The organism is Paenibacillus sp. SSG-1 (assembly GCF_002224835.1).
In the GTDB taxonomy this organism is placed as follows: Bacteria; Bacillota; Bacilli; order Paenibacillales; family Paenibacillaceae; genus Paenibacillus_AQ; species Paenibacillus_AQ favisporus.
Genome location: NZ_MBRK01000001.1, coordinates 5,673,849 through 5,687,588, shown reverse-complemented (window position 1 = coordinate 5,687,588; position 13,740 = coordinate 5,673,849). Strand labels below are relative to the sequence as shown.

15 protein-coding genes and 1 riboswitch are annotated in these 13,740 nt (G+C 53.9%); of the genes, 9 read left to right on the top strand and 6 right to left on the bottom strand.

Annotation, left to right across the window (positions count from 1 at the left end):
• Positions 1-79 precede the first annotated feature (79 nt).
• A complete protein-coding gene (locus tag BCV73_RS26070) occupies positions 80-940 on the top strand; it encodes a TrmB family transcriptional regulator (protein WP_089549098.1) in 861 nt (286 codons plus the stop codon).
• A 138-nt stretch (positions 941-1,078) separates the two neighbouring features.
• Here the strand turns inward: BCV73_RS26070 and BCV73_RS26065 are convergent, their stop codons facing one another.
• Entirely contained in the window at positions 1,079-1,714 is a 636-nt protein-coding gene (locus tag BCV73_RS26065; protein WP_089549097.1) for an NUDIX hydrolase, read from the bottom strand.
• A gap of 133 nt (positions 1,715-1,847) precedes the next feature.
• Between BCV73_RS26065 and BCV73_RS26060 the strand changes: the two genes are divergently transcribed.
• Entirely contained in the window at positions 1,848-2,153 is a 306-nt protein-coding gene (locus BCV73_RS26060) for a hypothetical protein (RefSeq protein ID WP_089549096.1), read from the top strand.
• Positions 2,154-2,282: 129 nt separating this feature from the next.
• On the opposite strand, the gene mscL is transcribed toward BCV73_RS26060, so the two are convergent.
• Positions 2,283-2,756 carry a large conductance mechanosensitive channel protein MscL gene (gene mscL, locus BCV73_RS26055; protein ID WP_089549095.1) on the bottom strand — a complete coding sequence of 158 codons (474 nt, stop codon included), beginning with the start codon at positions 2,754-2,756 and terminating at the stop codon, positions 2,283-2,285.
• Between the two features lie 170 nt (positions 2,757-2,926).
• Positions 2,927-3,026, top strand: a riboswitch (purine riboswitch).
• 128 nt (positions 3,027-3,154) lie between these two features.
• Between mscL and BCV73_RS26050 the strand changes: the two genes are divergently transcribed.
• A complete protein-coding gene (locus BCV73_RS26050; protein ID WP_076172869.1) occupies positions 3,155-3,733 on the top strand; it encodes a xanthine phosphoribosyltransferase in 579 nt (192 codons plus the stop codon).
• 38 nt (positions 3,734-3,771) lie between these two features.
• Positions 3,772-5,130: a nucleobase:cation symporter-2 family protein gene (locus tag BCV73_RS26045; RefSeq protein ID WP_089549094.1), complete on the top strand. Its 1,359-nt coding sequence runs from the start codon at positions 3,772-3,774 to the stop codon at positions 5,128-5,130.
• Positions 5,131-5,218: 88 nt separating this feature from the next.
• On the opposite strand, the gene BCV73_RS26040 is transcribed toward BCV73_RS26045, so the two are convergent.
• The 4 genes from BCV73_RS26040 to BCV73_RS26025 form a co-directional block, all read right to left on the bottom strand.
• On the bottom strand, positions 5,219-6,127 hold the full coding sequence (locus BCV73_RS26040) for a diacylglycerol/lipid kinase family protein (protein ID WP_089549093.1): 909 nt from the start codon (positions 6,125-6,127) through the stop codon (positions 5,219-5,221).
• A 141-nt stretch (positions 6,128-6,268) separates the two neighbouring features.
• Positions 6,269-6,607 (bottom strand): DUF4870 domain-containing protein, encoded by a 339-nt coding sequence (locus BCV73_RS26035; protein ID WP_076172872.1) that lies wholly within the window; start codon positions 6,605-6,607, stop codon positions 6,269-6,271.
• Positions 6,608-6,778: 171 nt separating this feature from the next.
• A complete protein-coding gene (locus BCV73_RS26030; RefSeq protein WP_076172873.1) occupies positions 6,779-7,072 on the bottom strand; it encodes a transposase in 294 nt (97 codons plus the stop codon).
• 94 nt (positions 7,073-7,166) lie between these two features.
• Positions 7,167-8,186, bottom strand: coding sequence for a serine hydrolase domain-containing protein (locus tag BCV73_RS26025; protein WP_089549092.1), 1,020 nt, complete (start codon positions 8,184-8,186; stop codon positions 7,167-7,169).
• A gap of 381 nt (positions 8,187-8,567) precedes the next feature.
• Between BCV73_RS26025 and BCV73_RS26015 the strand changes: the two genes are divergently transcribed.
• The 5 genes from BCV73_RS26015 (at position 8,568) to BCV73_RS25995 (ending at position 13,736) form a co-directional block, all read left to right on the top strand.
• Complete coding sequence (locus BCV73_RS26015; RefSeq protein ID WP_036651115.1) at positions 8,568-8,756, top strand: hypothetical protein; 189 nt, start codon at positions 8,568-8,570, stop codon at positions 8,754-8,756.
• A gap of 222 nt (positions 8,757-8,978) precedes the next feature.
• Positions 8,979-9,731, top strand: coding sequence for a type I methionyl aminopeptidase (map, locus tag BCV73_RS26010; RefSeq protein ID WP_089550406.1), 753 nt, complete (start codon positions 8,979-8,981; stop codon positions 9,729-9,731).
• Positions 9,732-10,145: 414 nt separating this feature from the next.
• A complete protein-coding gene (gene coxB, locus BCV73_RS26005; protein WP_089549091.1) occupies positions 10,146-11,189 on the top strand; it encodes a cytochrome c oxidase subunit II in 1,044 nt (347 codons plus the stop codon).
• Between the two features lie 73 nt (positions 11,190-11,262).
• On the top strand, positions 11,263-13,113 hold the full coding sequence (gene ctaD, locus BCV73_RS26000) for a cytochrome c oxidase subunit I (RefSeq protein ID WP_076172975.1): 1,851 nt from the start codon (positions 11,263-11,265) through the stop codon (positions 13,111-13,113).
• Entirely contained in the window at positions 13,110-13,736 is a 627-nt protein-coding gene (locus BCV73_RS25995) for a cytochrome (ubi)quinol oxidase subunit III (protein ID WP_076172877.1), read from the top strand. Before ctaD ends, BCV73_RS25995 begins: the two co-directional genes overlap by 4 nt.
• Positions 13,737-13,740 lie beyond the last annotated feature (4 nt).

The window sequence follows — 13,740 nt, the reverse complement described above, 5'->3', positions numbered from 1 at the left end:
AGAAACAAACACGATTACGCTTAATAGAAGCTTTTTTGGCGGGCAGCGGTTTTAGGCAGCTTTGGGAGGACAAAACGTAATGGAACAACTGCTACATCATCTGCGGAATCTGGGATTCACGGAGATGGAAGCGAAAATAATGGTGGAGCTGGCGGGCAAGGGCCCGTCCTCCGGATATGAGGTGGCCAAGGGGCTGGGCGTGTCCCGTTCCAATGTGTACTCTACGCTGCAGCGGTTATGCCAGCAGGGATATCTGCACCGCAGCGAGGGGGATCCGGTCCGCTACAGCATGCTGAAGACGGAGGAGCTCACCCGGATGATCGCCGGGCAGATGAAGGAATCACTTTCGTTCATCGAGAACCGGATGCCGCGGGTGGAGCCGGATCAGCAGCCCTTCTACAACGTGGAAGGGGACCGGAACGTTATGGAGGCGCTGGCCCGAGAGCTTGAGCGGGCGGAGCACGAAATCGTCGTCGACGTTTGGCGCGAGGAAGCGGCTTTGATGCGCAGCGAGCTGGAGCAGGCCGAGCAGCGGGGGGTGAAGCTGCTCTGGTCCTGTATCGGCAGCGATACGGGCATGGAGCGGCTGCTTCCCTGGCCGGCGTGGAATCAGGACGCAGGGGACCGGCATGCCTTAAAAGGCCGCAAGTTCTCCTTCGTCATTGACCGCCGCTGGTGCATGCTGGGCATGCGCGGGGAGGATTGCGCGACGCAGGCGCTGGTCACCGAGCATCCTGTGATGGTGGAGCTGCTGCTGCATCATTTTACACAGGAAATGGTGCTCTACGAGGTGGAGCAGGACCTGGGCGGCGAGCTGGCGGAGCGGTACGGTCCGGCTTACGAGCGGATCTACCGCAAGTACGTGGAAGTCGATCCGCGCGAGGCTGACTCGGAAGTCATCGGGGATTTTGACGGTACTGAGGATTCGGAGGAAGTATAAAACACGAAAACGGGTACCGTTGAGACGGGGCCCGTTTTGTCTAGTGAAGTCCGGCGTTAGATGGTTCATGGCATGAACGATTTTCTGCGACGGAGCGGCCGCAACGAGGTTTCGGGGTTTGGGGATGTGCTAATCCCGTTACAGTTCGCGCAGCTTCATAAAAACCGTGTGATAATAATCACTGTTATGCGGTACAAATTGCTGTAAGCTCACTGTACAGGCAAAGGTTTCGGCGTCGGAAGCAGGCCGCGGTTCCGAAAGGATGCCGGTTGCCTGCATCTCCCCGATCTCGCCATTCGCCAGTTTGAGGGCATCGTCCAGGCCGACTTCGTAGAGACCAGTCAGTTCCTCGGCCTGAAGCCGGTAGGCGGCTAACGGCAGATCCAGCTTGGCGCCGAAGATGAAGCATCTCTCCCTGTCGATAAAAGCCTTTCCCCCGGCTGTCCCCCGATTCTCATAATCGGCGGTTCCGAGCGGGATCAGCTGGTCCAGGCTGACGGTCACGCCGAGTTCTTCCTCGAGCTCCCGGACTGCATCGGCAACGGTTTCTCCAGCCGCCAGATGTCCGGCTGCGGTAATATCGTAATAACCCGGGAAGGTGTCTTTGGACGTCTGGCGCTTCTGGAATAGAACCTTGCGTCCATCCGGCGTATCGCGCACGATCCAGCAGTGGAACGTATGGTGGAGATAACCCTTGGCATGAACCTCTTCGCGCGGAGCGGTGCCGATCCATTCGTGGTCGTCGTTATAAATGTCGAAGAACTCTTTCTTCATGTGGCGAAAACCTCCATTCATATTTTTGAATTATGGAGGATTACCGGAAAAGTAGCAAGACTGGAGAAGGCTGCTGAAAATAAGCTTTTAAGTATAGCGTTTTGATCATGAACAGAGAAGGGAGGAAGCATTGATGGAATGCATCGTACGGTTTGAGGTCAAATATCCGGAAGGGAACAAGCAGCTGCGAGGCTTGATCTGGACGGGAGAGGACGGACACCCCACCGAAGACCAGCTTATTCAGATGTTTAAGGACATGAAATATAACGTGAGGGCATCCGAATGGGAGCAGCTGCAATTTGTTCCGCTCGATCCGGGCGCGGGGTATACGTCGATTCGGATCACGGAGCTGGACACCGGAAAAGAGAAGTACACGGAAGACCGCGATTTGAAAAACGTCATCAGCACGCTGATGCCAAAAGGACCGCTCGGCCTCTGATTCCGGAAGTGAATTCCGAAAGGGGCTGGCGGTCTTTTTTATGGAAAAGGATAACACCTGCAAACCATCAGGAGAGCAAGCTCTCCATCAAGTCCGCTCGGTTCAGTCTCTCTGCTTGAATGAGCCCCCTCAAGCCTGCTGCGGCTCGGGATCGGTATCCAGTACAGAGGTGCAGTGCGCACAGCGTGTAGCTGCTGCAGGAATTTCCGACAGGCAGTACGGGCACTCTTTGGTCGTTTTCTCCGGCTCGGGCTTTTCATGCTCCCGGTTTTTGATCCAGTTGATGCCCTTAACGAGCAGAAAAATACAGAACGAGATAATCAGAAAATCGATCACCGTGTTCAGAAACTGTCCGTAAGCAATGACTGGAGCCCCGACTTTTTTTGCTTCCGCTAGTGTGGTGACCTTGCTGTCGTTCAGGCGGATAATGAGATCGGAGAAGTTCACACCGCCAAGAAGCACCCCGATCGGCGGCATAATAATGTCGCTCACAATCGAGGAGACGATTTTCCCGAACGCTCCCCCTATGATGACCCCGACGGCCAGATCGATCACGTTGCCGCGCACTGCAAATTCTTTAAACTCATGAATAAATCCTTTCATTTCACCAAACCTCCTGAGTGTCATGCTTCTATTCTAGCAGATTTTCTATAGGGCATTGTAACATTGAAACTGGTATTTGTTTCTGAAATGTTTTCAAATTGTCCATCAAATACCTCTTTATTTTTCAGCCCATTATGCGTTATACTTCATGCATTGTCATTTCATCAGTCTATACATGAATATAGGTTTCTCGTATATGTGCAGGAATCGGCCTGCATGTCTCTACCCGATCACCGGAATGATCGGACTACGGGATGAACGATATGTTTCGGGCGCTTGTCCGGAATGTTTGAGTTTGTCCTGAGTCCGTCTGTTTCCGCCGATCAAGGCAGGGGGAAGAGATGGGCTTTTTTTGTATTTTTACAGAGGAATGGAACGTCATCAAAGGGGGAAGCAAGTTGCAATTACTTAAGCAGAAAGTACTGGATGAAGGGATCGTACTCAGCAATCAGGTGCTGAAGGTGGATTCGTTCCTGAACCATCAGATGGATCCTGTTCTGATGAAGGAAGTCGGCCGCGAGTTTACGCGCCGGTTTGCCGGGGAGGCCGTGAACCGGGTGCTTACGATCGAATCGTCCGGGATTGCCCCCGGAATTATGACCGCCTTGGAGCTGGAAGTGCCGATGATCTTTGCAAGAAAGCAGAAGTCATTGACGCTTCGTGACGATATTTTCGTGGAAAAAGTATACTCCTTCACCAAGCAGGAAACGAACGAAATTACGGTGGCCAAAAAGTTCATCCAGCCGGGGGACCGGGTGCTGATCATCGACGACTTTCTGGCGAACGGCGAAGCGGCCTTTGGACTGGCCCGGATCGTGGAGCAGGCGGGCGCGACCGTTGCCGGAATCGGCATCGTGATCGAGAAGGCGTTCCAGCCTGGCGGGCGGCTCCTGAAGGAAGCCGGCTACCGCGTCGAGTCGCTGGTCCGTGTAGCGGCATTGGACGACGGCAAAGTGACTTTTGCAGATCAAGACTAGCTCATTTATAAACAATACACGGGAGGAATGAAACCGGCATGGAACAGAATCATCAGGCTGACACGACTCAATTTTCAGGCAAACGCCATCCGCTTAAAACCTTTTCGCTCGGGATTCAGCATGTGCTTGCGATGTATGCCGGTGCAGTCCTCGTACCCCTAATTGTAGGAGGGGCCCTGGACTTTACGACCGAACAGTTAACCTACCTGATCTCGATCGACCTGCTGGCCTGCGGCGTGGCTACACTGCTTCAGGTATGGGGCAACCGTTTCTTCGGCATCGGGCTGCCGGTTATGCTGGGCTGTGCGTTTCAGGCGGTATCACCGATGATCGCCATCGGTCTCAAGGACGGGGTCTCGGCCATTTACGGCGCGATCATCGCGTCGGGGATTTTCGTTGTTCTGTTCTCAGGGATATTCGGCAAGCTGATCAAGCTGTTCCCGCCGGTGGTCACCGGCTCGGTCGTCACGATTATCGGGGTGACGCTCATCCCGGTCGCGCTGAACGATTTGGGCGGTGGCCAGGGTGCCGAGGATTTTGGCAGTCCGCTGAATTTATGCCTCGGCTTCGGCGTATTGATCTTTATCATTTTAATGAACCGTTTTGCTACCGGATTTCTGCGTTCCATCTCGGTGCTGATCGGCCTGATCGCCGGAACGGTCGCCGCGGCGATTTTCGGCCATGTGGATTTGGGGCCGCTGAAGGAAGCCGGCTGGTTCCATGCGGTCAAGCCGTTTAACTTTGGAAAGCCGACGTTCCATGCCTCCTCGATCCTGACCATGATTCTGGTGGCGATCGTCAGCGTGGCGGAGTCCACGGGCGTCTTTATGGCGCTTGGCAAAATTGTCGATAAAGACATTTCCTCCAAAGACCTGGCCCGCGGGTACCGCGCCGAAGGCTTGGCGATCGTGCTCGGCGGGATTTTCAATTCCTTCCCCTACACCACGTACTCGCAAAACGTCGGTCTGGTTCAAATGAGCCGCGTCAAGACGCGCGATGTCATCGTCGTGGCCGGCGGCCTGCTGATCGTGATCGGATTTGTGCCGAAAATTGCGGCGCTGACCCAACTGGTGCCGACATCCGTGCTCGGCGGGGCGATGGTCGCCCTGTTCGGGATGGTCGTTTCCTCCGGCATCCGTATGCTTGGCGGACAGGTTGACCTGAACCGCTTTGAAAATCTGTTCGTTATCGCCTGCTCCGTCGGTATGGGGCTGGGTGTCAGCGTCGTGCCGGATTTGTTCAAGGCCATCCCGGAAGATCTCCGCATCCTTGTGGATAACGGCATCGTGGCCGGCAGCGTGACGGCGATTGTTCTGAATTTGATGTTCAACGGTTTTAAAGGCGGGGTCTCCTCAGCGGAAAAGGGAGAAGCCGCCCGGAATGAGCACGCCGCCTAATTCCTCTAAATAAAATAGAAGTTCAAAGGCCCGCCCCGTAAGAACACGGGGCGGGCCTTTTGATTGTGCGTCGATAGACGGTTTTCTTTTAGATATCAGAAAGCGCCGAAAATACCCGGATGGCGCCAGGATCCGCCCGGAAATCCATCGGGAGGGCGGACACGTCTTCGCCGTCGCCCTGCGCCAGGCGCGGGCGGTCAAACCTGATGCCGACCGTGTCTCCGCGAAAGAGGGTCACGATCGGCAGCTTCACATGCGCTCCCTTCAGGACCGTCGGGAACAGGAACAGCAGCTGCAGCCGGGAGCAATCGTGCACTACGCAGACGTCCAGCATGCCGTCATCCACCTTCGCCTGCGGATTGATGAGCAGTCCGCCGCCGTAGCTGGGCACATTGCTGACCGCGGTCAGCCAGGCTGACGGATAGCTGACCGTCTGGCCGCCGCAGGTCACGCTTACGGGACCCGGCTTGAACGTGACCAGCGTATGCAGAACGCCGATGACGTAAGCGAGGCGCCCGGCACCGACGGCGTTGCAAATCTTTTTGTATCGGCTGCCGTTCACGTTCTCGCTCACCTGCGCATCGAAGCCGGCGGCCACCGCCGTCATGACGGGCACGCCCGCGACCGAGATGAGATCGGCCGCTCGGGCGCTGCCGGTAAGAATGAGCTCCAGCGCGGCGAGCGGATCGCGGGGAATGCCAAACCCCCGGGCGGTGTCGTTGCCTGAACCGGCAGGAATTACCCCGAGCGGGATGCCGGTCCGCTTCAATAACGGCAGGAGGCTGTGGATCGTGCCGTCGCCGCCGATGACGACGATAGCGTTCCAGCTGTCGTGCTGATCCAGCGTTTCCGTCACCATCGCATCAACTTCCTCCGCACTAGCAGTCAACAGCGTTGCGTATGCAGTCTTTTTCAAATCGAGAGCCTCGCGCACCCGTTTCCAGGTACGGAGGCTCCTGCCGTTGCCGGACTTTGGATTAATGATAAATAAGTACATTACTTTTTCCCCCAACGCCAACGTAAACCCTTCATTCTTATTGTAAGAAGTCCGGACCGAAAAGGGAACGGTTTAGTCGGGCAGTATCTATGCTGCATTAGATGGGGCATATTGATAGGGCTAGCTTAGTGATGGGGCATATTACAGGTGCCGCAGCTGCTTTTCCGCGATGTCGCCGATCCAGGGGAGCTTCAGCCATTTTCCCTGCAGGGACGTAAACAGCATGACCACCCACACGACAAGCGTCAGGATGGACAGCAGGGCGGCAATAACCGGGCCGATCAGCGGGATCAGGCCGGACAGAATGTGGGCGATCATAATCGCGCCAAAAGTCAGAACGGACTGTAAGGCATGAAAGAGGACGAAGCGGCTGCGCTTCTCAACGGCAAGGAAGACGATGCCTCCGACAAAAGCGAACAGGTAGCAGAGCGTGGCGGCCATATTTTCCGGCAGACCGGTGGATGATTTGAAAGGGGACAAGATAGACCACTCCTTCTATACGGCAGGATTGTCTTCTATCATATGAACCCCGGAGACAAGTTATGAGCAGTGAAAAAGGCACCCGGCCGCCTGGGGTTCAGGTAGCAGGATGCCCTTAGTAATCCACTCTGTCCATTTATAAAAGAGAGCATTAAGCGAGTGGAGCTGCTCTCATGCCTGGCCTCCGTGGCCGCCTTGGCCGAACTGGCGCCGCGGGCCGACGATTTTCTCGCGTTTGTTGGTGTCGTTTTCTTTGGGAACCAGGCGCGGGTCCGTACGGCCCTCATGATGGTTATCGAATGTAAATTCGCTCAGCTTCCACTCCGTCGAGCCTAAAATCAGGTCAGCCGGGAACTCGTCGCCCCGGTGAAGCACTTCCTCTCTGCCCGCTTCGTTGGTATATACGCCGTCGACCTCAACTTTATCGTGGGAAATCGGCAGCATGCGTTTATCTTCATTAGTCATGACAAGTCCTCCTTCGTTCCATAGGAAATCCTTCAACGAACTGATTCTCATTTAAGTTACCCGGACCGGGAGCGGATTATCCCGCCGGGCCTAATCATTCCATGCTGCCGAGAATATGCTGCTGAAGGAGGGACCGCGGGTTTCTCCAGCGGCTGACCTTGCTGTCCGCAGTGAACACCACTACCGCATCCAGCTCTGGAAAAAGGTAAATTTGCTGCCCGCCGTGACCATGGGCACAGCTGAACGGCTGACCGCACATCCGGCCTGTCCACCACTGATATCCGTAGTCGCCAAAGGCGGGGTAACCGTCGAGCTGCCGGGTCAGCGCCTGTTCGAGCCATGCTTCGGGAATGACCGGGCGGTTCTGCCACAGGCCTTTATTCAGGCAGCACAGACCGAACTTGGCCATGTCACGGGCGGTCAGATACAAGCCGATATGACCCATCGTATGGCCTTCGGGGCTGGAAGACCAGGCGGCATACTCGATCCCGAGCGGTCCGAACAGATGCTGGCGGGCGTAGCTGTATGCATCCGTGCCGCAGCATTCCGAGATCAGCACCGAGATCAGGTGCGAATCGATGCTTCTGTATTGGAAGACGCTGGCCATGTGCGCATCTACCGGCAGCGAGAGGGCGAACGATGTCCAGGCACGGCTACGGTGAAATCGGTGGATCAACGGTTCGCCGAGCGTTTTGCCCGTCTGCCAGCGGAACCCCGTCGACATTGTAAGCAGGCGCCGAAGCGTCAGCACCTCCTCTAAGAGCGGGTCGGTCGTTTTCCGCGCATAGTCCCGCAGATAAGGCATCAGCGGTTCGTCCAGGCCGGGAAGCTCTCGTCTGCTCACTGCAATCCCTGCGAGGGTGGACGTGATGCTCTTTGTCGCCGAGCGGAGATCATGCAGGGTGCCGGGTCCTGCTTCATTATAGTACCGTTCATAAATAAGCCTGCCGTGTCTGACGACGAGAAAGCTGCGCATTTTCGGATAACGCCTCAAGATCTGGGCGTGTGCCTCTTCAAGCGGTTCAGGCCTGACGACTTCCTGCTCCGGCGAGGAGGTGGGGAAGGCAGGCGTGTGAAGCGGCGGGGAGGATAACAGCAGAACGGGACGATTCATTGGGACCGGCTCCTCTCTTCTGGATCGTTCTCCGGTACGGGCGATGGTTGACCGGTATCATTAACTTAACCCGAAATGCCGATATCCAAATAAACGGGCAGTCTGGAAAGTACTTTGATCCGGCAGGACTGCACTCGAAAAAAAGTAATTCCTTACATTTTTTTGGAAAGCTGTTTTCGGCATTAGAATATGATACAATGAAGGGAGTGATTCAATAACATCCTCTTAGGGTATTCTTAGTGTCAGATACCTTTAGCGGCAGCCGGGAGCGTTCAGCCCAAACCTATAACTGCAAATGACGACTTCACAGATGTCAGGTAAGGTCTTTTCGGCATTCTCAAACTGGAGCAATCCATTCAAGTGTTTTGGGAGGGAACTATCATGGCAACGAAAGGTCACAATGAAGTTAAAGAAAGTCTGCGCGAGATGACACGAATTTTCCGGCCCAAGGATCCGAAGAAGTTTGTTAAGGAGTACGTCCGGAAATATCATATTATGGGGGGATACGAAGAGGAATTAACCTCGGTTGTGGAACATGAGTTAGGGCGGATGAATTCGTCTGTTTCCTGACAAAGCTGGCCGTAACGAGCGTATCGCTTATTGAATTGCAGTTGAAGATTTGGACACGATTACGATGAAGCTGAAGAACAGCCTGATAACATGACCGTATTCCGCGGAACCTGCGCGGGATACGGTTTTTTGTATTTCCTGTACCTGCCTGCATGGCTCCGGGCATATACTAAACCACGGTCTGATTCATCATTCTTTAGCATCGGAAAGGACGTGCGGCGCTTGGAGATTACGCTGAAGAGCAGGGAAGAGATCGGATACATGCAGGAAGCAGGACGCATCCTTTCGTCCTGTCATCGGGGAGTTGCGGACAAAATCACGCCGGGCATAACGACAATGCAGATCAACGACTGGGTTGAGGAATATTTGGCCAGGCAGGGAGCCGTTCCTGAACAGAAGGGGTTTAAAGGATATCCTTACGCCACATGTGCTTCGGTGAACGATACCGTATGCCACGGCTTTCCCGACGAGGTTCCCTTGGCGGAAGGGGACGTGGTCACCATCGACATCGTCGTCAACAAAGACGGCTGGCTGGCCGACTCCGGATGGAGTTATCCCGTCGGCAGGGTCAGCAAACCGCTGGAGCGTTTGTTGAAGCGCACCGAAAAGGCGCTGTATAAAGGCATCGCGCAGGCCGTCGCGGGCAACACGATCGGAGATATCGGCTATGCGTTGGAGAAGGTGGCCAGACGGAGCCGATACGGCATCGTCAAGCCATTGGTAGGCCACGGCATCGGCCGGTCGCTGCATGAGCCGCCGGACGTGCCGGCGTTTGGGAATCGTCACGAGGGGCTGAAGCTTGTTGAAGGACTGGTCATCACCATCGAGCCGATTTTTACCCTCGGGCCTTCGGGGGCGGTGCTCTGGAATGATGACGGCTGGAGCGTGCAAACGGCGGACGGAAGCAGGGGTGTGCAGTTTGAGCATACGGTTGCCGTCACCCGGGAAGGCCCGTTGATATTAACGCAGCAGTGACCCGGAAGGATTCGCCACAATTTGTCATATTTCGATCGACAAAAAGAACCTGTCCGCAGGTTCTTTTTTGTTTGAATTTGACGATTCAAAAATTCCAGAACAGGTAAAAATGAATGTAATCGTTGAAACTTGGGTATACGAAGGAGGATGGACCGGGTTGCACGTAAAGGGGCTGGCAAGCGGGATGTAAACCCGCTGAAAACGATTGCAAAAGCTTTTGTGGCGCGACTTTCGGCACTTTTCGAACAATTTGTGAACTAGGTTGGAAACATTGACAAAATAGTACTGGAAACTTATATTTAATAGGTGATTGTTTTAATTGACAGTAGCAAATCATTCGTGATAGTGCAGGTGGATGGCCGTTGAATGTGCTTTCAGCGGAGCCTGCGAAAATGGAAAAAGTGGGGTAGATCAATGATGAAACGGTGGCAGGCTGTAAAGCGACTTCTTCCCTTGCTCGCAGTATTTTCTCTGCTTTTAGCCGGGTGCGGCCGCGAGGACTTGTCGGTTCTGAGACCACAGGGACCGGTGGCTCAAGAACAGCTGGGATTGATGAAGCTCGCAATCTCAATCATGATTGTGGTACTCGTAATCGTTTTCGCGATTGCGGCATACGTGCTTGTGAAGTTCCGCAGAAGAAAAGGGCAGAACGGTGTGCCTGAACAAGTTGAAGGCAACTTCAAGCTGGAAATCATCTGGACAGTGATTCCGCTCGTTCTGGTTATTATTTTGGCTGTTCCTACCGTACAGCAGATCTTTGCTTTCGGTGACGATCATTACAATGATAAGGACGCCGTACAGGTTAAGGTTACGTCGCACCAGTACTGGTGGGAGTTCGAGTATCCGCAGTACGGTGTGAAAACGGCCCAAACCCTGGTCATTCCGACTGGGAAGAAGATTGCGTTTGAGCTGAAAACGGCGGATGTACTCCACTCGTTCTGGGTTCCTTCGCTCTCGGGTAAGATGGATACCAACCCGGATGGTACCATTAACAGATTCAGCTTCAGCGCCGATAAAGAAGGCGTTTACCGTGGTAAATGTGCGGAGCTCTGCGGACCTTCCCACGGTTTCATGGAATTCAAGGTTAAAGCGGTTAACGGCGATTCCTTCAATAACTGGGTAACTGCCATGAAGGCACCGGCTGTGCTTCCTGAAGATCCGGCTTTGGCAGAAGCCTTCAAGAAACAATGCTTGTCCTGCCATGCTGTTGGCGACCAAGGTGGACCTGTAGGCCCTAACCTTACCGGCATCGGTTCCCGTGAATCGGTTGCAGGTATCTTGCTGAACGAAGGCCAAGATGGCGGGAAACCAGTCAAAGAGAACCTGAAAGAATGGCTCATGGATCCACAAGCCGTTAAACCAGGCAACAAGATGCCTAATCCGAAGGATCTCGGTCTGACTGACGAACAAATCGATGGTATTGCCGATTACTTGGCCAACTATAAATTGAATTACTAGTAACAGCAAGATTGAATAAGAGGGGGTACCAACCTTGGCTCATGCTCACAGTGTCAAGCGTCATACGGGCTTGATGGACTGGCTCACCACCGTGGACCACAAGAAGATAGCCATCCTGTATTTGCTTGCAGGCGGCTTGTTCTTCGGATTCGGCGGCGTGGAAGCCTTGCTGATCCGTCTGCAATTGATTAAGCCTATGAATGATTTAGTATCAGCGCAAACCTTTAACGAATTGATCACGATGCACGGAACGACCATGATCTTCCTTGGTGTCATGCCAGTGATCTTTGCATTGATGAATGCGGTAATTCCGCTGCAAATCGGCGCCCGTGACGTCGCTTTCCCATTCGTCAACGCACTTGGCTTCTGGACGTTCCTGTTCGGCGGAATCCTGCTGAACCTGAGCTGGATTATGGGCGGCGCGCCTGACGCCGGCTGGACGGCCTATACGCCGTTGTCGACTTCAACTTACAGTACAACGCACGGTGTCGACTTCTATACGGTCGGTCTCCAGATCGCCGGTCTCGGTACACTGATCGGCGGTATCAACTTCCTGGCGACGATCATTACGATGCGCGCTCCGGGAATGTCTTTTATGCGGATGCCGATGTTCACATGGACATCTTTCATTACTTCCGCGATGATCCTGTTTGCTTTCCCTGCCATTACGGTAGGTCTGGTACTGCTCTCATTTGACCGTATTTTGGGAGCGAATTTCTTTGAAGTATCCAATGGCGGTAACCCCGTTCTTTGGCAGCATATTTTCTGGATCTTTGGTCACCCTGAAGTATATATTCTCATTTTGCCTGCTTTCGGGGTTATTTCTGAAGTTATTCCGACTTTTGCACGCAAACGTCTTTTCGGTTACAGCTCGATGGTGTTCGCGACCATCCTGATCGCCTTCCTGGGCTTCATGGTTTGGGCTCACCACATGTTCACAACCGGTCTCGGACCGATTGCGAACGCGCTGTTCTCGATCGCGACAATGCTGATTGCCGTTCCTACGGGGATCAAGATTTTCAACTGGCTCTTTACGATGTGGGGCGGACAGATCCGCTTTACGAGCGCAAACCTGTTTGCGATTGGTTTCGTTCCTACATTCGTCATGGGTGGTGTTACCGGGGTCATGCTGGCATCCGCTCCTGCGGACTACCAGTTCCATGATACTTACTTCGTCGTTGCCCACTTCCACTACGTCATTGTAGGTGGTCTGGTATTCGGTCTCTTTGCGGGTCTGCACTACTGGTGGCCTAAAATGTTTGGCCGCGTACTCAACGAAACGATTGGTAAATGGACGTTCTGGTTCTTTGCAATCGGCTTCCATTTGACATTCTTCGTACAGCATTTCCTCGGACTCATGGGGATGCAGCGCCGTATCTTTACGTATCTGCCTAACCAGGACTTCGATACACTGAACTTGGTAAGTACAGTTGGGGCGTTCCTGATGGCTGTCGGCGTTCTGCTGTTCTTGTTCAACTGCTTTATAACAGCCGCCAAGCCAAAAGGCGTGGCCAACGATCCTTGGGAAGACGGACGTACGCTCGAATGGGCGATTCCATCGCCGCCACCTGAGTACAACTTTAAACAAATTCCGCTGGTACGCGGACTTGACGCTTACTGGAAAGAAAAAATGGCAGGCAACAAAGAGATGACTCCTGCAGAACCGCTGGGATCCATCCATATGCCTTCGCCAACGATTTTGCCTTTTGTAATGTCCGTCGGTATTTTCATCGCCGGTCTCGGACTGATGTTCAGCAGTGAGAAATTCAACAATTCCTTTATGAGCATGATCTTCAACAACTGGATCGTCGTCATCATCGGACTTGTCATTACGTTCGGATCGATGCTGCTTCGTTCGCTGTTTGACGATCATGGCTGGCATATCGAACCGGAAGAACTGGAAGAAGAGGGGGTTAAAGCATGACATCGGCACACGCAGAATCGGTAAACGGCTCATTGCCGCATGAACCGGAGAAAGCAACCCTGGAAGGCCGCAACAAAGTGCTTGGCTTCTGGCTCTTCCTTGGCGGAGAGTCCGTGCTCTTCGGTACCCTGTTCGCCACGTTCCTGGCGCTTCGCAACCAGACCAATGACGGCCCGACAGCCCATGAGCTTTTCTCGCTGCCAACGACGGCTGCAGCCACGTTGATCCTGCTTGTCAGCAGTTTGACGAGTGTATTCGCCGTACAGGCGTTGCACCGTCACAAAGTAGCTGCACTCAGATTGTGGTTGATCATTACGGTTATTCTGGGCCTTGGCTTCCTTGGCCTCGAGATTTACGAGTTCCACGAGTATGTCACCGCCGAGAAATTCGGCATGACGACAAGTGCCTTCAGTTCGGCGTTCTACACGCTGGTCGGTTTCCACGGAGCTCACGTTGCATTCGGTGTATGCTGGATCGGTATTCTGATCGGCCAGCTGTACAAAAAGGGGTTAACGGTCGTAACGGCTCCGAAGGTTTACGTGTCGGCCATGTACTGGCACTTTATCGACGTCGTATGGGTCTTCATCTTCTCGGTCGTTTACCTGCTTGGAAAGGTGGGCTAAGATT

Excerpts from the sequence above, each read along its gene's own strand:
- BCV73_RS26070 (WP_089549098.1), top strand. The coding sequence starts at position 80 with ATGGAACAACTGCTACATCATCTGCGGAATCTGGGATTCACGGAGATG.
- BCV73_RS26065 (WP_089549097.1), bottom strand. The coding sequence starts at position 1,714 with ATGAAGAAAGAGTTCTTCGACATTTATAACGACGACCACGAATGGATC.
- BCV73_RS26060 (WP_089549096.1), top strand. The coding sequence starts at position 1,848 with ATGGAATGCATCGTACGGTTTGAGGTCAAATATCCGGAAGGGAACAAG.
- mscL (WP_089549095.1), bottom strand. The coding sequence starts at position 2,756 with ATGAAAGGATTTATTCATGAGTTTAAAGAATTTGCAGTGCGCGGCAAC.
- BCV73_RS26045 (WP_089549094.1), top strand. The coding sequence starts at position 3,772 with ATGGAACAGAATCATCAGGCTGACACGACTCAATTTTCAGGCAAACGC.
- BCV73_RS26040 (WP_089549093.1), bottom strand. The coding sequence starts at position 6,127 with ATGTACTTATTTATCATTAATCCAAAGTCCGGCAACGGCAGGAGCCTC.
- BCV73_RS26030 (WP_076172873.1), bottom strand. The coding sequence starts at position 7,072 with ATGACTAATGAAGATAAACGCATGCTGCCGATTTCCCACGATAAAGTT.
- BCV73_RS26025 (WP_089549092.1), bottom strand. The coding sequence starts at position 8,186 with ATGAATCGTCCCGTTCTGCTGTTATCCTCCCCGCCGCTTCACACGCCT.
- BCV73_RS26015 (WP_036651115.1), top strand. The coding sequence starts at position 8,568 with ATGGCAACGAAAGGTCACAATGAAGTTAAAGAAAGTCTGCGCGAGATG.
- coxB (WP_089549091.1), top strand. The coding sequence starts at position 10,146 with ATGATGAAACGGTGGCAGGCTGTAAAGCGACTTCTTCCCTTGCTCGCA.
- ctaD (WP_076172975.1), top strand. The coding sequence starts at position 11,263 with ATGGACTGGCTCACCACCGTGGACCACAAGAAGATAGCCATCCTGTAT.
- BCV73_RS25995 (WP_076172877.1), top strand. The coding sequence starts at position 13,110 with ATGACATCGGCACACGCAGAATCGGTAAACGGCTCATTGCCGCATGAA.